Source organism: Streptomyces sp. NPDC057474 (genome assembly GCF_042802555.1).
GTDB lineage: Bacteria > Actinomycetota > Actinomycetes > Streptomycetales > Streptomycetaceae > Streptomyces.
In genome coordinates, this window is the sequence record NZ_JBHVDX010000009.1 from 35,145 (window position 1) to 55,697 (window position 20,553).

Here is a 20,553-nt window from a genome sequence, read left to right on the forward strand (position 1 = left end):
CGGGCGGGTGCGGCCGCACGGATACAGAGTCGGCCGAGGGGCGTCGTTGGGCGTCGAGCAAAATCAGAGTTGGCTCAGTGCCCAGAACCCCACCGCGAAGCAGGCCAGTGCGAGCAGCAGGACCGGAACGACCACCTTGGCGGGCGGGCCAGGACGGCGCCGGGGAAGCGCTCTCGATCGATGTGGAACCTGCGAGGGCCGAGCGGTGTATGAACCAGTAGAGGCGTACGCGTGCTGCTGCACCGCCGAGATCGGGGTCCGAGAGAGGCCCAGCGGCGGGTGCGACTGGGGGGAGGGCACATGCGCGGGTTCGGAGTGTTGCGCTGGGGCAGCTTGGACGGGCGTCGCGGCGGGGGGAGTGGCCTGGTGCTCGAGTTGATGCTGTGGGTAGCCCGGGGTGGGGGTCTGCTGCTCCGTCTGGCGCGACGGTGCGTGGGCGGCGAGCACCTGGGGCGGCGGCAGATGGAAGCTGCCGGTGTCCGACATCGTGGACGACCGCGGTGGTACGGGGTCGCGGTCGGGCCGCGGTGGTACGGCGGCGGGGGGCGACTCGGGCGATATGTGACCGGTGTGCGTCGAAGATACGGAAGACGTGGAGCCGGAATTCTGAGACCACGACCCAGTGCCGGAGTGGGCACCGGTGCTTGGGCCTGTGGCGGAGCCAGAGCCGGTGGAGCCGGTCTGGGGCGGGGCGTTGATGGGCATGGGCGGCGGCGATATGGAGCCCGTGTACGGGGGCTGGGGCACGGAGTCCGTGGGCGGTGCCGGTAGCGCGGTGCCTGCGCCGGGCTGGGGCGGCGGGTCCTGGGGCGGCGAGCTGTATGTCGGCGGATTGTGAGGCGGCGGTGGTGTCGCCTCCGCGCCGGTCGGTGAGACACCCTCCACGGCCGGCCCTGAGGTCGTAGACGAGGACGAAGGCGCGGTCGGGGAGGGCGGTGACGCAGCGGACGGGGAGGAGACGGGGGCCCAGGGAGCGGCGGGAACCGAAGGCGATGAAGGGGTCTGCCGACCGGGCGAGTTGGAAGGAGCGTCCGTCCCCGAGTTGGGAGATGGTGAGGACGTGCCGCCGGTGCTCGAGCCCGTCTTGTCCAGCCCCGATGCCCTCTGCAGGGGACCTTCGAGGGCGAACCCCTTGGGCAGTGGGCCGAGTTGGTCGAAGACCTCAACCAGCTCGTCGTCGGGACCCGTCTCCGGCAGGAGCTCCATGGCCGCGGCAAGGGCCTTGCGGGCGCCTGTGGCGGTGCGGAAACGGGAGTTGGGGTCGGGCTGGAGCAGCGTGGCGATGACCTGCCACAGCGGCTCGGGGATGCCTCGCGGTGCGTTCGGTGTGCCGTGGGCGGCGAAGTGCTCGATGAGGGCCTTGGCGTCGGGTTTCGCGCCCTCCAGGAGGTACAGGGCGACGAGGCCCACCGCGAAGAGGTCGGCCGGGAAGTCCGGGTCGGCGCCCAGCATCTGCTCGGGAGCGAAGTAACCCGGCGTTCCCACCACGTAGTTGGTCTCGGTCAGGCGGGGCTCGCCCAGGCGCATGGCGATGCCGAAGTCGGACAGGCGCAGGCGGGGCCGGGCCGTGCCGGTGGCTTCCAACAGCACGTTGGCGGGCTTGATGTCGCGGTGGATGACGCCCTCGGCGTGTACGGCGGCGAGGCCGGACAGCAGTTGGTCGAGCAGGCCGCAGACGTAGACGGGCGGAAGGGGACCGTAGTCGTTGACGAGGTTGACCAGGGAGCCCCCGGCCACCAGGTCCATGGTGAACAGGACCTTGTCGTCGTCGGCGGCCCAGCTGGCGGGCGCGAGCACATGGGGATGGTCGATCCGCACGGCCTGCTCGCGGACGAAGCGCAGCAGGGCGTGCGCGTCACGCTGTTGCAGGACCTTGGCGGCCACATAGCGGCGGCGGCGATGGTCCCAGGTGCGCCAGACCGCGCCGACTCCCCCGCGCCCGATCGGGTCGACCAGTTCGTACCGGCCGGCGAAGACCTCACCCATGGCTGCGCGTCGTTCCCCCTTCGGCTCCCCCCTGGCTGCCCGTCGGCGGAGGACACGGCGCGTGCGCCGCCCTCCGCAAAGCCGGCTCGCACGTGCCCGGCTTCTCTCGGAGCTTGCTTCCCGCCTCTGTCCCCCTGCCGCTCTGTTCCGCTGCGCTTCCCCGCTCTCCTGGAGCCTACGTCCACGTCTCCGTGGCTCACGAGGGGCCCGCAGGCCCCTCGTCCCCCTCATTGCCTCGGCCCGGCCGCCGAACCCCCTTTCGGGGACCGGGCCTTGGGCTCAGTTCTGGTGGGACTGGTAGTGCGCCACCGCGTCCGAGGTGCGGCCCGCGCCGTACACCCGGAGGAACTCTGCCAGTTCCGGGTGGGTCGGGGCGAGGGTGTCCGCCGCCTCGATGATGTCGCCCGCGGCCGCCACCGAGCGAAGCAGTGACTGGATCTCGCGGACGACCCGCTTGACCGTGGGCGCCCCCGAACTCGTCGTCGACTGCGTGGTGTTGCTGAGCACCGATCCCCCCTGTGACTTCTTGATCTCGTCCATGCGCTCGGTCGCCTCGGCGGCGCTCACGCTGCCGTCCGCGACCTGACCCGCCAGGTCCTGCAGCAACTGCACCCGCTGGACCACTGCCGGGTTGCCGATCTTGGCACGCTGACCGCTCATCAGCTGCGACAGCATCGGTGCGGACAGGCCCAGCACCCCCGCGAGACGGGCCTGGTTGAGACCCAGGTCCTCGATGAGCCTACGGAAGAGCGCCCCCAACGGCTCTCCGTACCAGTTCCGCTGCAGCTCCCGGGCTCTTGCGGTCGCTTCCTGTTGTGCGGCGTCCATTGCGTCTCCCCATCGCTTCCCCAAATACCGTGGTTCGCTGTAGCGAACCACGACGAGCATCTTACGGAGAGTGGTCGTTCACGGGGACCCCCAATCTTTTTGCGAGATCCCGGGGGTGACCCGGTACTCTGGTCTGCGAAGCCTCCCGGTGGTCGGTTGTTCCGGGTGGATGCTTCCCTTCCGGGGCCTTAGCTCAGTTGGTAGAGCGCTGTCTTTGCATGGCAGATGTCAGGGGTTCGACTCCCCTAGGCTCCACAGCGGACTGACCGGTCCGGATGTCTTAGGACATCCGGACCGGTCTTTTTTGTTGCCTCCGGCGCTGGGGTCGTCGTGGCACTTCGGGCGGAGATCGTCGCGATCGCTATCTGTGCACTCCGTGATGAGAGGGCCGCTGGAACGGGGCGACGGATGATGGTGCGTGTCGACGTGCGCATATGCGAAACCAGTGCTCTGGATCACAGGATGTGCGGCGGAATGTGTACATCACCCTTCGCAACCGGATCAATACATTCCGGTCGCTGGGGTCCCGTGGTCCTGGCGGGCGATGCGTTTCACGTGAAACAGCCCTGTGGGGCAGAAGACTCGAAGTCTTCTGCCCCACAGGGCTGTTGAAAGGTGTCCCGCCGAACGCGCTCTCGGGCAAGAGCGAGCCGGGAGGGGATGCGTCCTGGGAGCGACAGCAGCCTCGGAGAGAGTGACCTCCGCTGCCGGTTCTCAGTGGCGGTTGTCGCGGTCGGCGGCCTCCTCCTCGGCCTGCTTGGCCTGGACCTCGGGATCGAGGGCGGACTGGCCGCTGCCGTCGACGGAGGACAGGCGACCGGCGTCGGAGACCTCGGTGGCGGCGGGGGGCTCGACCAGCCAGTCGGGGTTGGCCTGCTTGTCCCACCACTTCCAGGCGGCGAAGGCGCCGCCCGCCAGGACGCCCAAAACAGCCAGGCCCTTGACGGCGCTGCCGAGCCTCGCGCGGCGCTGCTGCCTGCGGACCAGCTTCTGGATCTGCTGGGGCGAGACCTGCCCGCGCAGCGCGGCCAGCGCCGCGACACTGCGGGCGGTGGCCTCCTCACGGACGGGGCTGGCGGCGGCCACGGCCTGTTCGATGCGTGGACGGGAGTAGTCGGCGGCCTGGCGGGCCGCCTTGCGGGTGCGTACGGCGGCTTCGTGGGCCGCGTGGTCGACTTTCGGCGGCACATGCGTGCGGGCCTGCTCCAAGCGCGGGACGACATGGGCGCCGTACTGGACGCGTGCCTGTTCCGCGGCCTGCGACACCTTCGGCGCGAGTCGTACGCGTGCCTCTTGCGCGTAGTGCGAGGCCTTGTCCTTGGCCGTGTCGGCGTAGGGCGCCACCACTTCCGCGGCGTGCAGCACGCTGTCCTTCGCCGAGCCGGTCGCGGCGCGCACGCTGTCGATGCGGGTCACGGGATCCTCCTCCTCGGTGGCGTACGTAATTCGACTTTCCACCCTTTTGGGGATCATGCCTCCCGGAGCGATCCGGGGCATGTGCGGGCGGGCATCCGGGTCATGGGCACCGGCTCCGGCTGATCATCGAGCAGGAGCCGCTCATGAACCGGCACGTGCAATAGAGGATGAATGTGGGGCAACGGGAACTTGTCCACGACAGTGCCGACAATGCCACGGATCGTCGCGAAGCGCGCCGGTACCGGGGGTACTCGACCGGTTTTCCGCGCGCTCGCCGTACAAGAGCGTGGGCGTCGGGGGACGGAGGGCGTCGTCCGTGCGAGGATCAGGAGAGTCACAGAGGACAACGGAAGGCAGATCGTGGCAGAGCAGCTGTACGCCACCCTGAAGACCAACCACGGCGACATCGAGGTGCGGCTGCTGCCGAACCACGCGCCCAAGACGGTCCGTAACTTCGTCGAGCTCGCCCAGGGCGAGCGTGAGTGGACCAACCCGGCCACCGGCCAGAAGTCCACGGACAAGCTCTACGACGGCACGGTCTTCCACCGGGTGATCAGTGGATTCATGATCCAGGGCGGTGACCCGCTGGGCAACGGCACCGGTGGTCCCGGCTACAAGTTCGCGGACGAGTTCCACCCGGACCTCGCCTTCGACAAGCCCTACCTGCTGGCCATGGCCAACGCCGGCCCGGGCACCAACGGCTCGCAGTTCTTCATCACCGTCTCACCGACGGCGTGGTTGACCCGTAAGCACACCATCTTCGGTGAGGTCGTCGACGCGGCCAGCCAGAAGATCGTGGACGCCATCGCCGGTGCCCAGACGAACCCGCGCACCGACCGCCCGGTCAACGATGTCGTCATCGAGTCGGTCGTCGTCGAGACCCGCCAGGGCTGACCCCGCCGGGATCCACTGCGAAGGCCGAGCACGCAGGGTTCGCCGCGAGGACCGGACCCGTAAAGGTTCACAAGGTCCCGAAGGGAACCAATCGCCCCGCTCATCCGTAAGGATGGGCGGGGCGACGCGTTCCACACACGAGATGGAGGGGACCCGATGGACCAGGTGCCGAGCAGCTCGCAGGACGCGCAGAGCCTGCCCACCTGCTACCGGCACCCGGACCGCGAGACGGGTATCCGCTGCACCCGCTGCGAGCGCCCCATCTGCCCCGAGTGCATGGTGAGCGCCTCGGTGGGGTTCCAGTGCCCCGAATGCGTCCGCGGTGACTCCGGCACGGGCCATGCGCCCTCCGCCTCCGCCCCCCGCACCCTCGCGGGCGGCACGGTCACGGCCGACCCCCGGCTCCTCACCAAGATCCTGGTCGGCGCGAACCTGTTGTTCTTCCTGGTGCAGATGTCGGCGGGCGACACCTTCACAGACCGGTTCAGCCTCATCGGGCGGGCCTGGGTTCCGGAACTGGGTTCTTCGGTGCAAGGCGTCGCCGAAGGCCAGTGGTACCGGCTGATGACGTCGATGTTCCTCCACGGCAGCGTGATGCACATCGCCTTCAACATGCTCAGCCTGTGGTGGATCGGCGGTCCGCTGGAATCCGCCCTCGGCCGCGCCCGTTACCTGGCTCTCTACTTCGTCTCAGGTCTCGCGGGCAGCGCGCTCACCTATCTCCTTGCCGAGCCCAACCAGGCGTCCCTCGGCGCCTCGGGCGCCATCTTCGGTCTCTTCGGTGCGACAGCCATCCTCATGCGCTGGCTGAGGTACGACATGCGCCCGGTCATCATCCTGCTGGTCATCAACCTGATCATCACCTTCGGCTGGTCCAGCATCGCCTGGGAGGCCCACGTCGGCGGCCTCGTAGGCGGTGTGCTGATCGGCTACGCGATGGTTCACGCGCCGCGTGAGCGGCGGGCGCTGATCCAGTACGGCGTGTGTGCTCTGGTACTGGCCGCCGTGGTGGTCATGACGCTGATCAGGACCGCGCAGCTGACCTGAGATGATGTCGGACCGTCACCGGTTCGGCGCTCGGTCGGCACCGTTACAGCACTGTTGTCCACAGACCGTGGCGGATCTTGTGCATAGGGTGCGGGAACACGTGTGCCCCCTGTCGCTCACCTGCGTTTCCGCAGGTCAGGCAGGGGGCGAACATGTTTGCGGATGTCGGTAGGTCAGTCATACCGGCGTCAACGTCCAGTGAGTTATCCACAGATCGTCGTTCTTTTTCCCCACTGTGGAAAACACCTGTGGATAACTCCGTGGATAGCTCTGGGGAGAGCTACTTCCTCCGGGCGGAGACCACTACTTCCACTGGGTCGAGACGCCGAATCCAGCGGCGATGAAGCCGAAGCCGACCACGATGTTCCAGTTGCCGAGCGAGTCGATCGGCAGCGAGCCGTCGGTCACATAGAAGACGACGATCCAGGCCAGCCCGATGAGGAACATGGCCAGCATGACCGGGGCCACCCAGCCGCGGCTGTTCAGCTTGATGTTCGTGGCCTGCTTGGACGGCGGCGGCGTGTAGTCGGCCTTCTTGCGGATACGTGACTTCGGCACGAGGGTCTCTCCTGTCGATGCGCTGCGTGGCCGCGCAGGGAACTGTGGCGGGCTCCGGGGCAGCGTACAAGGGGACACTGATTGCTCCCCCGGGCGTCCGTTAGCGTAGTGCTTCCGCGGCGCCTAAGGAGATAAGGGTACGTTGAGCAATTCAGCCGACTCCCCCAAGGCTGGTTCCGGCACCTCCCCGGAGGCCGGGTCCGGTGACTCCTCCGGGACCGGCTCCGAGCCTGCCGCCCGGAACGGGGACACCTCCACCCGCGGCGGGATCCGCCCCGTGCGCGTGCTCACGGTCGGGGTCTTCGCCCTCGCCGGACTGATCTTCTTCACCAGCTTCGACACGGCCAAGGGCACCAACATCCGTACGGACGCCTCGCTGCTGAAGCTCTCCGACCTGATCCAGGAGCGCAGCCACAAGAACGGGCAGCTCGACGAGTCCAACGCGGTGCTCCGGGACGATGTCGAGGCCCTCGCCGAGGGGGACGACGGCAGCACCAAGGCCGAGGACGCCCGGCTCAAGGCTCTGGAGAAGAACGCCGGCACCCAGAAGCTCAAGGGCGACGCCCTCACGGTCACCCTCAACGACGCTCCGCCGGACGCCACCGCCAAGCTCCCCGGTTACCCCGAGCCGCAGCCCGACTATCTGGTCATCCACCAGCAGGACCTGCAGGCTGTGGTGAACGCCCTGTGGCTGGGCGGCGCCGAGGGCATCAAGGTCATGGACCAGAGGCTGATCTCCACCAGCGCCGTCCGCTGCGTCGGCAACACCCTGATCCTCCAGGGCCGCGTCTACTCGCCCCCGTACAAGATCCAGGCCGTCGGTGACCCGGAGAAGTTGCAGAAGGCGCTCGCCGCGAGCGAGGCGATCCAGAACTACATGGTGTACGTCAACGTCTACGGGCTGGGCTGGAAAGTCACCGAGGACGGGCCGGTGACTCTTCCCGGCTACTCGGGCACAGTGGATCTGAAGTACGCGAAGCCTGTGGAGTAACGGCAGCCGGGGGACCCGTGTCGGTGCGCGTGATCGTGAGGACCGTCAGCGAACTCTGCATCACCGTCGGCACCCTGATCGTGCTCTTCGTGGTCTACATCCTGTTCTGGACCGGCGTGAAGGCCGACACCGAGATGGATCACCAGGTCGAGCTGCTCCAGGACCAGTGGGCGAAGCAGCCGGTGAAGCCGACGTCCGGCCCGGGCGCCTCGGCGGCTCCGGAGCCGCCCGCCCCGTACAGGGACGGAAAACCTTTCGCCCTCATGTACATCCCGCGTCTTGGTTTCACGTGGAACAAACCCGTCCTCGAGGGCACGAAGACGGACACTCTCAAGAAAGGGCTCGGGCACTACGCGAACACCACGCAGCTGGGACAGAAGGGAAACTTCTCGGTTGCCGGCCACCGCCGTACGTACGGTGATCCCTTCAAAGATTTTTCCAAGCTGCGCCACGGCGACGCGGTCGTCCTGACCAACGGCGCGGACTGGTTCACGTACGTCATCGACAAGGGGCCCTATCGGACATTGCCCACGGACGTCCAGGTCATCGACCCCGTGCCGACGAAGTCGGGGTACACGCGCGCGGGGCGCTATCTGACGCTGACGACGTGCGACCCGGAGTGGGGACACAGCCATCGGCTCATCGTCTGGGGCCATCTGGAATCCACACAGCCTGTGGAGTCAGGGAAACCGGAGGCACTACGCCGTTAGTCTGGTGCCGGTACGGCGTGAGTCCGGTGCCGTGGTGTGAAGGAAGGGACGGCATGTACGGCTGGATCTGGCGGCATCTGCCGGGTAACGCGTGGCTGAAGGCGCTGATGTCCCTGGTGCTGACCCTGGCCGTGGTCTATGCCCTTTTCCAGTACGTCTTTCCCTGGGCGGAGCCCCTGCTCCCCTTCAACGATGTGACGGTGAACGACCAGTGAGTGCCGCCCGACCCGCCCGGGTCCTCGTCGTCGACAACTACGACAGCTTCGTCTTCAACCTGGTCCAGTACCTGTACCAGCTGGGCGCCGAGTGCGAGGTGCTGCGCAACGACGAGGTGGCGACCACCCACGCCCAGGACGGCTTCGACGGCGTGCTCCTGTCCCCCGGGCCGGGCACCCCCGAGGAGGCAGGTGTCTGCGTCGACATGGTCCGCCACTGTGCCGCGACCGGCGTCCCGGTCTTCGGCGTCTGCCTCGGCATGCAGTCCATGCAGGTGGCGTACGGCGGTGTCGTGGACCGCGCTCCCGAACTGCTGCACGGCAAGACGTCGCTGGTGGAGCACGAGGGCAAGGGCGTCTTCGCGGGCCTGCCCACCCCCTTCACCGCGACCCGCTACCACTCCCTGGCCGCCGAGCCGGCGACCGTACCGGCCGAGCTGGAGGTCACGGCGCGCACCCAGGACGGGATCATCATGGGCCTCAGGCATCGTGAACTGCCCGTCGAGGGCGTGCAGTTCCACCCCGAGTCGGTGCTCACCGAGCACGGCCACCGCATGCTCGCCAACTGGCTGGCGGAATGCGGTGACCAAGGGGCCGTGGCGAGGTCGACGGGGCTCGCCCCCGTGGTGGGCAGGGCCACGGCGTGACGGCCCTGCGCCCCGAGCGCGAGAGTGCCCCCTACGGCGGCGAGGCCGCGTACGGGGGCGCCGAGTCGTTCGAGGCGGAGGCCTTCGAGCCCGGGGCGCCGTTCGGCGACACGGCCGAACCCCAACCGTGGGCGGCTCAGCAGGCCCCGCAGTACGCCCAGGGCGACTGGTACGGGCAGCAACAGTCTTACGCGAGGTCCTCGTTCGAGCAGTACGAGGCCTACGAGCCGCGTCCCCAGGCCCCGTACGACGGTCCGTACGACGGTCCGTACGACGCCTATGCGACGGCGGGCGTCCATGAGGGCCTGTCTTCCGACACCGCCCAGGAGCACCCTCCGATCGACGAGGAGACCGTGGCGCTCCGGGTGGAGGAGGCCCGGCGTATAGCCGCCGCGGCCGAGCCGATACCCGCTCCCCCCGCTCCCGGAGGCCGTGCGGCCCGCCGTAAGGCCGCGAGACGGCACGGGAGGCACGGGGGCACCCTAGGCGCCCACGCGGGCTCCGGAGTCGCTCAGGGGCCCGAGGAGGCCTTAGGGGCGGACGGGGTGACATCGCCCCGCTCCCGGATCGAGGCGCGGCGGGCGGCGCGGGCGCGGAAGCCCGGCGTGGGAGTGATCGCGAGCCGGGCCATCGGCGAGGTGTTCATCACCACCGGTGTGGTGATGCTGCTGTTCGTCACCTACCAGCTCTGGTGGTCGAACATCCGGGCCCATCAGCAGGCGGGCCGGGAGGCGACGAGCCTCCAGGAGGAGTGGAAGAACGGCAAACGTGCGCCCGGCGCGTTCGAGCCGGGTCAGGGCTTCGCCATCCTGCACATTCCGAAGCTGGACGTCGTCGTGCCGATCGCCGAGGGCATCAGCAAGTCGAAGGTCCTGGACCGCGGAATGGTCGGGCACTACGACCAGAACAGCATCAAGACGGCGATGCCCGAGGACAGGACGGGCAACTTCGGCATCGCGGGTCACCGCAACACCCATGGTGAACCGTTCCGATACATCAACCGGCTCAAGCCGGGCGACCCGATCGTCGTGGAGACGCAGGACAAGTACTACGTCTACGACATGGCCTCGATCCTGCCGGTGACACCGCCGTCGAACGTCAGCGTGCTCAATGCCGTGCCCCCGGGGTCGGGGTTCACCGAGGCGGGCCGCTACATCACGCTGACCACGTGCACGCCGGAGTTCACGAGCAAGTACCGCATGATCGTGTGGGGCAAGATGGTGGAGGAACGGCCGCGCAGCGAGGGGAAGCCCGACGCGCTCGTCCAGTAGGGGCTCGACCAAGGGCGGAAGAACTGTGGCAGTGACCACCGACGACACCGAAGAGAAGACGGGTGCGCCCGAGACCGCGCCTCGCCGCCGCCGCATGAGCCGGCTCGCCATGGCGGTCAGTGTCTTCGGTGAACTCCTCATCACCGCGGGCCTGGTGCTCGGACTGTTCGTCGTCTACTCGCTGTGGTGGACGAACGTGCTCGCCGACCGCGAGGCGGACAAGGAAGCGAACAAGGTCCGTGACAACTGGGCGTCGGACGGCAGCCCGGGCGCCCTGGACACGAAGGACGGCATCGGCTTCCTGCACGTCCCCGCCATGGAGAACGGTGAGGTCCTGGTGAAGAAGGGCACCTCCACCAAGATCCTCAACGGTGGCGTCGCCGGCTACTACACCAACCCGGTCAAGGCGACCCTCCCCAGCTCCGACAAGGACGGCAACTTCACGCTCGCCGCCCACCGGGACGGTCACGGCGCGAAGTTCCACAACATCGACAAGCTCGGGAAGGGCGACTCGATCGTCTTCGAGACCCGCGACAACTGGTACGTCTACAAGGTCTACGACACCCTCACCGAGACCTCGAAGTACAACGTCAAGGTCCTGTCGAACGTCCCCAAGGAGTCCGGCAGGAAAAAGGCCGGCAAGTACATCACCCTCACCACCTGCACGCCCGTCTACACGTCCCGGTACCGGTTCGTCGTGTGGGGCGAGCTGGAGCGGGTGGAACGGGTGAACGCGGAGCGGACGTTGCCGAAGGAGCTGCGGTGAGGTGACTGAGGTCCTCACAGGACCTCAGTCACCGCTAGTATGACGGAGGCCCGAAGCCGCAACTTTCTCTTGCGGCTTCGGGCCTCTCGTATGTATCTGCCGCTTGCCGAACTGCTCAGCGCAGTGCGCTGAGATGGACTCCTGCGCTCCATGCCTCCAACTCGTCGCCATTCACCGTGACGATGCCACTTAGCTTCGCGACCGCCTGGGCCTCGTGGCTGAAGTTGCAGGTGGCGACGAACAGGGCGACATCCGCGGGGTCGATGGCGCGTGCGGCGCCCGCGAACTTCTGCATGTCGGCGCTGGGGACGACCCAGCGGCCAGCTCGGTTCTTGCACTGCACGGCGACTGTGCGTCCGTCGGCGGTGCGTGCGGTGACGTCGATGCCGCGGTCGCTGCGGGCCTGCCGTACGACGACGTCCGTGCAGCCGTCCCGGCGCAGTAGATCGGCGACGTGGCGTTCGAACGCCTGCCAGGTCATGGCCTTGAGGGAAGACCTGACCTGATCTGTCGGAGCGTCTCCTTCGAGAGCGTTGATCCGCTGGTGGTGCCAGCAGAGTTTGCGCTCGATGTTCTGGATGTCCTCCCGGAGTGTGATGAGTTCGCGGCGGTGTTCGCTGGACGAGGCGATCAGAGCGTTGAACATTGGGACGACGGTTTGGCCGAGGATGCGGGCGATGCGTTGGTCGATGTGGTCATCGAGTGAGGTGACGTCTGTGTGGACAGAATTGTCCACAGGCTGGGTGCGCGCTACATACTCCACGTCGAGGAGGTACACACGCACTTGACGTGCGATCTCGCTGTCCTGGAGCAGCATGCCGACGTTGAGCACAGCTCGGCGAGGGAAGAGGGCGAGTGCTCGGGAGCGTGACTGGATTCCACTGAGTTCCTTGAAGGAAGTCAGTTCTGTACCTGCCAATACTCGGTAGCCGCTGGCTTTCAGTTCTTCGCGGTGATCATGTACGAGCGAGGTGATGGCAGTGATGCCCACCTCGAAGTACGCCGCCACCATAGCCGTCGTCACATGCATCCCGTCTGGTAGCAGTGACAGTGCCTTGACCCGGTCTAGTGTGTCTGTGCGGTCAAGCATGTTGCTGCGTAGGGCCTTTGATTCGAGCAGTGCTGTTTGATCGATCACTCTCTGGTTCCACCTGTTCGGCTGTGAGGGTTCTTCGCGCCGGGGGGAGACGCTATTCTCCGCCCCATCCCTTCAACGAGCCGAGCAGTATGAAGATGTGGCCGAATCTCGCACTGAAGGGCGCATGCAAGATGAGTAGTTGCTGGGAGGCGCAGACGACAAAGCCCTGGTCTCCCCTTTCAGGGGGGGGATACCAGGGCTGAAACCTGCACAAGAGACTGGGGTAATACAGCATCAGATCGTGATGCTTGGTGAGCCAGTGAGCGGCCAAGCGTAACCACCCACGCCGTCGTTGTTGAGGTTGTAGATCACTTCTCCGTCGGTGGTCCACTTACCTGAGGAAGGCTTCCGCCGCCATCGGGAATGAGGGGGCCGATTTCTGCCGATAAAGTCTCATTGTCGTTATTGTTGATCTTGTGCGAGCTGCAGGGCCTCGTTGTTTGAGTATGTCTTTTGGTTCCGCTCACGGAACAGGCGTATTTCGAAGCCGTCGAACTTGTCTATTCAAGAGGGCCCCCGCCGTTCTTCCAGGTACCTTCAACCTTAGTGAACCCATGTCCTGCAGTATCAATCCGGATGCAGACTTTTCCCGGTAAACGCTAGCTGATAACCCGCTGCGTGGGCGGGTGCTCTCAGTGTCAGTGGGCTGGCTATTACGAGGGTTGCTGCGCCGAGGAGTGTCGAGGCCTTGAATATTAGGCGCGGCATTCTGGGTAAAGATCGAGCCTCCGACACCTCATCAAAGGGTGTCGGAGGCTCTTTTGCGTCAGGCGAGGTCAGTGCTCGTCGCGGGAACCGGTGAAGCTATCCGAAGAAGCCTCCGCTGTCGTTTCCGCCGTTGTTGTTGTTGCCGTTGTTGCCGAAGCCGACCGAAGCGAGGGTGATCGTTGTCTGGGTCGGGTCGGCTTCGTTGCCGCCGTCCGGGTCCTGGTCGGTGACGAGCGCGGTGTCGCTCTGGTCGCTGCCGTTGGCGAACTGGATGTTGGTGAAACCGGACGCCTGCAGGATCTGCTTGGCCTGGCCCACGGTCCGGCCGACGACGTTCGGGACCTCGACGCCCTGCGGCTCCTCCTCCTCGGCCGCCTTGCCGATCTGGATGGTGACCGTGTCGCCCTTGTTGAGCTCGGAGCCCGCCTCTGGGTTGGTCGCGATGACCTTGCCGACGAGGTTGTCGTCGTCGGTCTCGACTTCGGTGCAGGTGCCGACGAGGTTGTTCGCCGTCATTTGGGCCTTGGCGGCGTCACAGCTCTGATTGGACACGTCCGGGACGGTTTCCTTGTCCGGCGCCTTGGCGACCGTCAGCGTGACCGTGGAGCCCTTTTCGATCTTGCCGCTGGCCGGGTCCTGGTCGATCACGATGCCTGCGGTGCGGTCGGACTCCTCGGTCTTCCTCTCCACGACGAAGCCCTTGTCCTCGAGCTCGGCCTGGGCCTCGTCGAACTGAATGCCCTGGACGTCGGGAACCGTGACCTTCGGAGCACCCGTCGAGATGACCAGGGCGATGGTGTCGCCCTTCTTGACATCGGTGTCGGCCTTCGGGGTCTGCTTGCAGACGTTGCCGGTCTTCTCGTCCTCGCACTCGTCCTTGGTGGTCGTCACCTCGAGGTCGACGTTTTCGGCTGTCTTTTTCGCCTCCGCCTCGCTCTGGCCCACGAAGTTCGGTGCCTTGAGGGTGTCGTTGCCCGTGTCGTTGCCCGTGAACATCCACTGGCCGATGAGGACTGCGCCGATCAGCACCAGGACACCCGCGACGACCAGGAGGATCGTCGAGATGTTGTTCTTCTTCTGCTGGCGGCGGCGGCCCTGGCGGTCGTCGTAGCCGTAGCCGTCGTCCGGGCCGACCGGTGGCAGCATCGTCGTGGCACCGGCATCGGCGCGCAGGGCGGTGGTCGGCTGGTCGTCGGGGTAGCCGCCGTAGCCGACCGAGCCCATGGCCGCCGTGGCCGCGACGGGCTGGCCGTCGAGGCAGGCCTCGATGTCGGCGCGCATCTCGTCGGCGGACTGGTAGCGATAGTCCGGGTCCTTGACCAGCGCACGCAGGACGATGGCGTCCATCTCCGGCGTGATCTCCGGGTCGAAGACGCTCGGGGACTGCGGCTCCTCCCGCACATGCTGGTAGGCGACCGCCACGGGGGAGTCACCGATGAACGGCGGGCGGACCGTCAGTAGCTCGTAGAGCAGACAGCCCGTCGAGTACAGGTCGGAACGGGCGTCCACCTGCTCACCCTTGGCCTGCTCCGGGGAGAGGTACTGGGCGGTGCCGATGACCGCGGACGTCTGCGTCATCGTCATACCGGAGTCGCCCATGGCGCGGGCGATGCCGAAGTCCATGACCTTGACCTGGCCGTTGCGCGTCAGCATGACGTTGGCCGGCTTGATGTCGCGGTGGACGATCTGGTTGCGGTGGGCGTACTCCAGTCCCTGGAGGATGCCGATGGTCATCTCCATGGCCCGCTCCGGCAGCAGCTTGCGGCCGCTGTGGAGAAGCTCACGGAGGGTGGAACCCTCGACGTACTCCATGACGATGTACGGGATCGAGACCCCGTCGATGTAGTCCTCGCCCGTGTCGTAGACCGCCACGATCGCGGGGTGGTTGAGCGAGGCGGCCGACTGGGCCTCTCGGCGGAACCGGGCCTGGAAGGTGGGGTCGCGCGCGAGGTCAGCTCGCAGCGTCTTCACCGCCACGGTGCGGCCGAGGCGGGTGTCCATCGCGAGGTAGACCTCCGCCATGCCACCACGGCCGAGCACCTGGCCCAGCTCGTACCGGCCGCCGAGGCGACGCGGCTCTTCCATAGCTTCCTACCAGCCCTCTCCGTCGGTCCCGACCGCACCCATGTGTGGTCCGGCGGCTGTGCTCCGGGCATACGGTACCCGGCTCGCCTTCTGTGACCTGGCCAACCGCGTCACCCGATACAGGACCGGTATCGCAACGTGCACCGATGTGAAGGCGACGTGAGCGGGGTCACTTCTTGCTGTTGATGACTGCCTGCATCACGCTCTTCGCGATCGGGGCGGCGAGTCCGCCACCGGAGATGTCACCGCGGTCGGCCGCACCGTCCTCGACGACCACGGCCACGGCGACCGGCGAGCTGCCGTCGCTGAGCTTGGCGTACGAGATGAACCAGGCGTACGGCTTCTCCTTGTTGTCGAGGCCGTGCTGGGCGGTACCGGTCTTGCCGCCGACGGTGACGTCGTCGATCTGCGCGTTCTGGCCGGTGCCCGTCTTGACGACGCTCTCCATCATGTCCTGGAGCTTCTGGGCGGTCTCCGGCGAGACCGCCTGGGACAGCGACTCGGGGTCGTGCGTCTCGACGACGTCGAGGTTGGAGGCGCGCAGCTGGTCGACCATGTACGGCTTCATCAGCTCGCCGTCGTTGGCGACGGCCGAGGCGACCATGGCCATCTGGAGCGGGGTGGCACGGTTGGAGGCCTGCCCGATACCGGCCATGGCGTTCTGCGGGCGGTTGTCCTCGGGGTAGACGCTCTCGGCGGCGCGTACCGGTACGTCGAGCTTGTCCTCGTCGAAGCCGAACTTCGCGGCCTGCTCGCGCATCTTCTCGTTGGTGACGGTGTCGGAGAGCTTGCCGAAGACCGTGTTGCAGGACTGCTCGAGCGCGTAGCGGAGCGTGGCGTTCTTGCACACACCGTGCTCGTTGGTGAGGTCGGTCCTCGTTCCGGGAAGCTGGTACGGATCCGGGGAGTCCGTCTTGTCGTCGATGTCCGTGACAACCTCGTTCTCCAGCGCTGCGGCGGCCGTGACCACCTTGAACGTGGAGCCCGGCGGGTAGGTCTCGCGCAGCGCGCGGTTCAGCATCGGCTTGTCGGAGTCCTTCTCCAGCTTCGAGAAGGCCTTGCTGTCCTTGGTGCTGATGCCGGCGAAGACCGACGGGTCGTACGACGGGGTGGAGGCCAGGGCGAGGATCGCGCCGGTCTTCGGGTCGAGCGCGGCGACGGCGCCCTTCTTGTCGCCGAGGCCCTCGAAGGCCGCCTTCTGCGCGGCGGCGTTGAGGGTGGTGACGACGCTGCCGCCCTCCTTCTTCTTGCCGGTGACCATGTCCAGCGTGTTCCGGAAGAAGAGCCGGTCGTCGTTGCCGGTGAGGATGCCGTCCTCAAGGCTCTCCAGCTGGGTGGCGCCGATGATCTGGGAGGAGTAGCCGGTGACCGGCGCCCACATCTCGCCGTTCTTCCAGGTGCGCTTGTACTTGTAGTCGAGGCCCTTGGAAGCGATGGACCCGGTGATGGCCTTGCCGTCGACGATGATGTCGCCACGAGGCGTGGCATAGCGCTCGATGGCGACGCGCCGGTTGTTCTTGTCGGTGGCAAGGGAATCCGCCTGGACGTACTGGAGCCAGTTGGTGCGGACGAGCAGGGCGAGGACCAGGAGCCCGCAGAAGATCGCGATGCGGCGCAGGGGTTTGTTCATGACGGGCGGACCACCTGGGTCATCTCGGCATCAGGGTTGGGAGCGGGGGCGGGAGCGGGCCGGCGCGCGGTGTCGCTGATTCTGATCAGAATGCCGATGAGTGCCCAGTTGGCGATGACGGAGGAACCGCCGTACGCCAGGAAAGGCATCGTCATACCGGTCAGGGGGATGAGGCCCATCACGCCGCCGGCGACGACGAAGACCTGGAGGGCGAACGCGCCGGACAGACCGATGGCGAGCAGCTTGCCGAACGGGTCGCGGGCGGCGAGGGCGGTGCGGATACCGCGCTCCACGATCAGCCCGTAGATCAGCAGGATCGCCATCACGCCGGCCAGTCCCAGCTCCTCACCGAAGGTGGCGAGGATGAAGTCGGAGTTGGCGGCGAACCGGATGAGCTCGGAGTGGCCCTGGCCCAAGCCGGTGCCGAGGGTGCCGCCGGAGCCGAAGGCCCACAGGGCCTCCATGGACTGCGCGGAGTGGCCGACCACGGTCTTGGAGAGTTCCCACTCGCCCATGGGGTCCAGCCAGGCCTGGACGCGCTGCTGCACGTGGATCTCGAAAGAGGCCACGCCGACGGCGCCGACGGCGGACATCAGCAGACCGAAGACGATCCAGCTGGTCCGCTCGGTGGCGACGTACAGCATGATCACGAACATGCCGAAGAACAACAGCGAGGTACCGAGGTCTGTCTCGAAGACCAGGATGAGGATCGAGATCGCCCAGACGACGATGATCGGACCGAGGTCGCGGCCACGCGGCAGGTACAGCCCCATGAAGCGGCGGCTGGCCAGCGCGAGCGCGTCGCGCTTGACCATCAGGTAGCCGGCGAAGAAGACGGCCAGCACGATCTTGGCGAACTCGCCGGGCTGGATGGTGAAACTGCCGACCTGGATCCAGATCTTGGCACCGTAGGTGAGCTCGGCGCCGAGGCCCGGGACCAAGGGGAGCAGCAGCAGGACCAGCGCACCGGCCATGGAGATGTAGGTGTAGCGCTGGAGGGTGCGGTGGTCCTTGAGGAAGATCAGCACGGCGATGAGGAGCGCGATGCCCATCGCTGTGTAGATCAGCTGGTTGGTTGCCTTTCCACCGGCTTGGCCGATGCTTCGCAGGAGGCTCGACTGGTCCAGCCGCCAGATGGCCACCAGCCCCAGGCCGTTCAGCAGCGTGGCCAGTGGCAGCAGCAGCGGGTCCGCGTACGGCGCGAACTTGCGGATGACGAGGTGGCCGATGGCGGCAAGTACGCCGAGGCCGATGCCGTAGGCGGCCAGACCGGCCGGAACCTCGTCGTTCAGGGCGAGGCCCACGTTGACGTAGGCGAACACCGGGATGACGACCGCGAACGCCAGCAGCGCCAGCTCGGTGTTGCGTCGGCTCGGGGTGCCGATCGCGCCGATCGTGGACGTGTGCTGCGTCGATGGGTTGGTAGTACTGCTCATCGTGTGAGTGGCCCCTCGCGGCTTGCCTACTGCTCACCGCACCGTGAGACCAGTTCCTGCTCCTCCTCCGAGAGGCTGGGGCCGGTCGACGGTGTGGGTGCGGTCTGGGTCGGGGTCGGGGACGTCGACGGTGCCGACGACGTCGGGGACGGTGTGGCCTTGGACGTGAGGGAGGTCTTCGTGGTTCCTGTGACTCCGCCGGCCTCGCCCTCGCCGGTCTTGGCGTTGTTGTCCGCCGCCTCGCGGCGCTCGGCGTTCTTCTTGCACGCCGACGCCTGGGTGGACAGCTCCGTGATCTTCTTCTCGGCGTCGCTCAGACCGCCCTCGGCGATCGTGGCCTCGACCAGTTTCTGCTGATAGGACGGCAGGTACTTGAGTTCGATCTCGGGATGGTCCTTCTCGACCTTCGAGAGCGAGATCCAGGCAAGGTCCTGGCTGATGCCGCGGTACAGCGCCACATGGTCGTCGTTGGAGCCGACGTAGTACTGCGTCTGCGTCCAGCGGTAACCGCTGTACAGGCCTCCGCCGACCACGGCGAGGGCGAGGATGCCGAAGAAGGATCTCTTCAGCCACCTGCGCTTCGTGCGGGGCTTGACGAAGTCGTCGTCGGAGTAGTCGCCGAAGCTGCCCACCGCCGGCGTGTACCCGGTCGTGTCGCCGGATCCGGGCGGGCCGAACTCGCCGCCGCCCTGTCCGTGCCCCTGACGGCCGAGACCGGAGGCGCGGCCGGCCGGGGTCTGCATGATGCCGTTGTCCTGCAGGTGGAGCTGGTTCTCGGCGACCGCGCCGACCACGACCGGCGTGTCGGAGAGCTGCCCGGCGAGGGTGTCCCCGGTGTCGAGATCGAGGACGTCGGCGATGATGACGGTGATGTTGTCCGGGCCGCCACCGCGCAGCGCGAGCTGGATCAGCTCCTGCACGGTCTCCTGCGGGCCCTGGTAGCTGGCGAGTGTGTCCTCCATCGTCTGGTGGGACACGACGCCGGACAGGCCGTCGGAGCAGATCAGGTACCGGTCGCCGGCGCGGACCTCGCGGATGGAGAGGTCGGGCTCGACGTGGTCGCCGCTGCCCAGCGCGCGCATCAGCAGGGAGCGCTGCGGGTGGGTGGTGGCCTCCTCCTCGGTGATGCGGCCCTCGTCGACCAGACGCTGCACCCAGGTGTGGTCCTGGGTGATCTGGGTGAGGACGCCGTCCCTGAGGAGGTAGGCACGGGAGTCGCCGACATGCACGAGGCCGAGTCGCTGGCCGGTCCACAGCAGGGCGGTGAGCGTGGTGCCCATGCCCTCCAGCTGGGGGTCCTCCTCGACCATCGCGCGCAGCTGGTCGTTGGCGCGCTGCACGGCGGTGCCGAGGGAGGTGAGGATGTCGGAGCCGGGAACGTCGTCGTCGAGCGTGACGAGGGTGGAGATCACCTCGGAGGAGGCGACCTCGCCGGCCGCCTGGCCGCCCATGCCGTCGGCGATCGCGAGCAGCCGGGGACCGGCGTAGCCCGAGTCCTCGTTGCCCTCGCGGATCATGCCTTTGTGCGATCCGGCGGCGAAGCGCAGTGACAGACTCATGCGCACCTCGCCCGTCGGCTCCGGGTACATCCGCACGGTGCCCACCCTCCGGTCGGGAGCGCGCCGGGAACCCTGGTCGGGGTTACCACTGCGTGCTCGCTCCGCTCGCGCCTATTCATGATGTAGCACTACTTCCGCAGCTCGATGACGGTCTTGCCGATGCGGATCGGCGCGCCGAGCGGAATCGGCGTGGGAGTCGTCAGTCGGTTCCGGTCGAGATACGTGCCGTTGGTGGACCCCAGGTCCTCGACGATCCACTGGCCGTCGCGGTCCGGGTAGATCCGGGCGTGCCGGCTGGAGGCGTAGTCGTCGTCCAGCACGATCGTGGAGTCGTGCGCGCGGCCCAGGGAGATGGTCTGGCCCTGCAGCGCCACGGTCGTACCCGTCAGCGTGCCCTCGCTGACGACGAGTTTGGTCGGGGCGTTGCGCCCGCGGCGCCCGCCGCCGGTGGCGGGCGCGGGCTGCTGGCCGCGCTGTTGCGGGGGCGCGGCGGCCTGGCGGGCGGCCTGCTGTGGTCGCGCGGCCTCGCGGCGCGCCCCCCGCTGGGTGACGCGCGTACCGAACAGATCGCTGCGGATGACCTGCACGGCCACGATCACGAACAGCCACAGTACGGCCAGGAAACCCAGCCGCATGACCGTGAGGGTCAGCTCTGACATTGCCCCCGC

18 protein-coding genes and 1 tRNA gene are annotated in these 20,553 nt (G+C 67.3%); 9 read left to right on the top strand and 10 right to left on the bottom strand.

Annotated elements, in window-relative coordinates; all coding sequences use genetic code 11:
• Positions 1 to 63: 63 nt before the first annotated feature.
• Both ACFU53_RS04115 and ACFU53_RS04120 read right to left on the bottom strand, forming a co-directional pair.
• The gene (locus ACFU53_RS04115) at positions 64 to 1,986 is read right to left on the bottom strand and encodes a protein kinase (protein WP_383985828.1); all 1,923 of its coding nucleotides are present in this window, start codon (positions 1,984 to 1,986) and stop codon (positions 64 to 66) included.
• 279 nt (positions 1,987 to 2,265) lie between these two features.
• Entirely contained in the window at positions 2,266 to 2,814 is a 549-nt protein-coding gene (locus ACFU53_RS04120) for a transcriptional regulator (protein WP_033530590.1), read from the bottom strand.
• Between the two features lie 182 nt (positions 2,815 to 2,996).
• On the opposite strand from ACFU53_RS04120, the gene ACFU53_RS04125 reads away from it, so the two are divergent.
• Positions 2,997 to 3,069: transfer RNA gene (locus ACFU53_RS04125), tRNA-Ala, on the top strand.
• A 459-nt stretch (positions 3,070 to 3,528) separates the two neighbouring features.
• Here the strand turns inward: ACFU53_RS04125 and ACFU53_RS04130 are convergent.
• The gene (locus tag ACFU53_RS04130; RefSeq protein ID WP_383985831.1) at positions 3,529 to 4,230 is read right to left on the bottom strand and encodes a DUF5324 family protein; all 702 of its coding nucleotides are present in this window, start codon (positions 4,228 to 4,230) and stop codon (positions 3,529 to 3,531) included.
• Positions 4,231 to 4,590: 360 nt separating this feature from the next.
• Here ACFU53_RS04130 and ACFU53_RS04135 point away from each other — a divergent pair, with 360 nt between their 5' ends.
• Together ACFU53_RS04135 and ACFU53_RS04140 are read left to right on the top strand one after the other, a co-directional pair.
• On the top strand, positions 4,591 to 5,124 hold the full coding sequence (locus ACFU53_RS04135) for a peptidylprolyl isomerase (RefSeq protein ID WP_383985833.1): 534 nt from the start codon (positions 4,591 to 4,593) through the stop codon (positions 5,122 to 5,124).
• A gap of 156 nt (positions 5,125 to 5,280) precedes the next feature.
• The gene (locus ACFU53_RS04140) at positions 5,281 to 6,171 is read left to right on the top strand and encodes a rhomboid family intramembrane serine protease (protein ID WP_383985835.1); all 891 of its coding nucleotides are present in this window, start codon (positions 5,281 to 5,283) and stop codon (positions 6,169 to 6,171) included.
• Between the two features lie 303 nt (positions 6,172 to 6,474).
• Here the strand turns inward: ACFU53_RS04140 and crgA are convergent, their stop codons facing one another.
• Positions 6,475 to 6,729, bottom strand: coding sequence for a cell division protein CrgA (gene crgA / locus ACFU53_RS04145; RefSeq protein WP_045558527.1), 255 nt, complete (start codon positions 6,727 to 6,729; stop codon positions 6,475 to 6,477).
• Positions 6,730 to 6,871: 142 nt separating this feature from the next.
• On the opposite strand from crgA, the gene ACFU53_RS04150 reads away from it, so the two are divergent.
• Genes ACFU53_RS04150 through ACFU53_RS04175 form a run of 6 tightly spaced genes read left to right on the top strand, consistent with a single transcriptional unit; the run spans position 6,872 to position 11,329 of the window.
• On the top strand, positions 6,872 to 7,720 hold the full coding sequence (locus ACFU53_RS04150; RefSeq protein WP_383985837.1) for a DUF881 domain-containing protein: 849 nt from the start codon (positions 6,872 to 6,874) through the stop codon (positions 7,718 to 7,720).
• A 17-nt stretch (positions 7,721 to 7,737) separates the two neighbouring features.
• A complete protein-coding gene (locus ACFU53_RS04155) occupies positions 7,738 to 8,430 on the top strand; it encodes a class E sortase (RefSeq protein ID WP_383985839.1) in 693 nt (230 codons plus the stop codon).
• A 53-nt stretch (positions 8,431 to 8,483) separates the two neighbouring features.
• A complete protein-coding gene (locus ACFU53_RS04160) occupies positions 8,484 to 8,645 on the top strand; it encodes a hypothetical protein (protein ID WP_383985841.1) in 162 nt (53 codons plus the stop codon).
• The gene (locus ACFU53_RS04165; protein ID WP_383985843.1) at positions 8,642 to 9,292 is read left to right on the top strand and encodes an aminodeoxychorismate/anthranilate synthase component II; all 651 of its coding nucleotides are present in this window, start codon (positions 8,642 to 8,644) and stop codon (positions 9,290 to 9,292) included. The genes ACFU53_RS04160 and ACFU53_RS04165 overlap by 4 nt, the downstream gene beginning before the upstream one ends.
• On the top strand, positions 9,289 to 10,563 hold the full coding sequence (locus ACFU53_RS04170) for a class E sortase (RefSeq protein ID WP_383985845.1): 1,275 nt from the start codon (positions 9,289 to 9,291) through the stop codon (positions 10,561 to 10,563). The genes ACFU53_RS04165 and ACFU53_RS04170 overlap by 4 nt, the downstream gene beginning before the upstream one ends.
• Positions 10,564 to 10,588: 25 nt before the next feature.
• Positions 10,589 to 11,329 carry a class E sortase gene (locus ACFU53_RS04175; RefSeq protein ID WP_383985847.1) on the top strand — a complete coding sequence of 247 codons (741 nt, stop codon included), beginning with the start codon at positions 10,589 to 10,591 and terminating at the stop codon, positions 11,327 to 11,329.
• A 115-nt stretch (positions 11,330 to 11,444) separates the two neighbouring features.
• Here the strand turns inward: ACFU53_RS04175 and ACFU53_RS04180 are convergent, their stop codons facing one another.
• The 6 genes from ACFU53_RS04180 to ACFU53_RS04205 form a co-directional block, all read right to left on the bottom strand.
• Complete coding sequence (locus ACFU53_RS04180) at positions 11,445 to 12,467, bottom strand: restriction endonuclease (protein WP_383985849.1); 1,023 nt, start codon at positions 12,465 to 12,467, stop codon at positions 11,445 to 11,447.
• An 804-nt stretch (positions 12,468 to 13,271) separates the two neighbouring features.
• Positions 13,272 to 15,260: a Stk1 family PASTA domain-containing Ser/Thr kinase gene (gene pknB, locus ACFU53_RS04185; protein ID WP_383985851.1), complete on the bottom strand. Its 1,989-nt coding sequence runs from the start codon at positions 15,258 to 15,260 to the stop codon at positions 13,272 to 13,274.
• A gap of 169 nt (positions 15,261 to 15,429) precedes the next feature.
• Positions 15,430 to 16,890, bottom strand: a complete 1,461-nt coding sequence (locus ACFU53_RS04190) for a peptidoglycan D,D-transpeptidase FtsI family protein (protein WP_383985852.1) — start codon at positions 16,888 to 16,890, stop codon at positions 15,430 to 15,432.
• The gene (locus ACFU53_RS04195) at positions 16,887 to 18,326 is read right to left on the bottom strand and encodes an FtsW/RodA/SpoVE family cell cycle protein (RefSeq protein ID WP_383985854.1); all 1,440 of its coding nucleotides are present in this window, start codon (positions 18,324 to 18,326) and stop codon (positions 16,887 to 16,889) included. The genes ACFU53_RS04190 and ACFU53_RS04195 overlap by 4 nt, the downstream gene beginning before the upstream one ends.
• A gap of 26 nt (positions 18,327 to 18,352) precedes the next feature.
• Positions 18,353 to 19,885 carry a Stp1/IreP family PP2C-type Ser/Thr phosphatase gene (locus tag ACFU53_RS04200; RefSeq protein ID WP_383985856.1) on the bottom strand — a complete coding sequence of 511 codons (1,533 nt, stop codon included), beginning with the start codon at positions 19,883 to 19,885 and terminating at the stop codon, positions 18,353 to 18,355.
• A gap of 128 nt (positions 19,886 to 20,013) precedes the next feature.
• Positions 20,014 to 20,544, bottom strand: a complete 531-nt coding sequence (locus tag ACFU53_RS04205; protein WP_383985858.1) for an FHA domain-containing protein — start codon at positions 20,542 to 20,544, stop codon at positions 20,014 to 20,016.
• Positions 20,545 to 20,553: the final 9 nt, after the last annotated feature.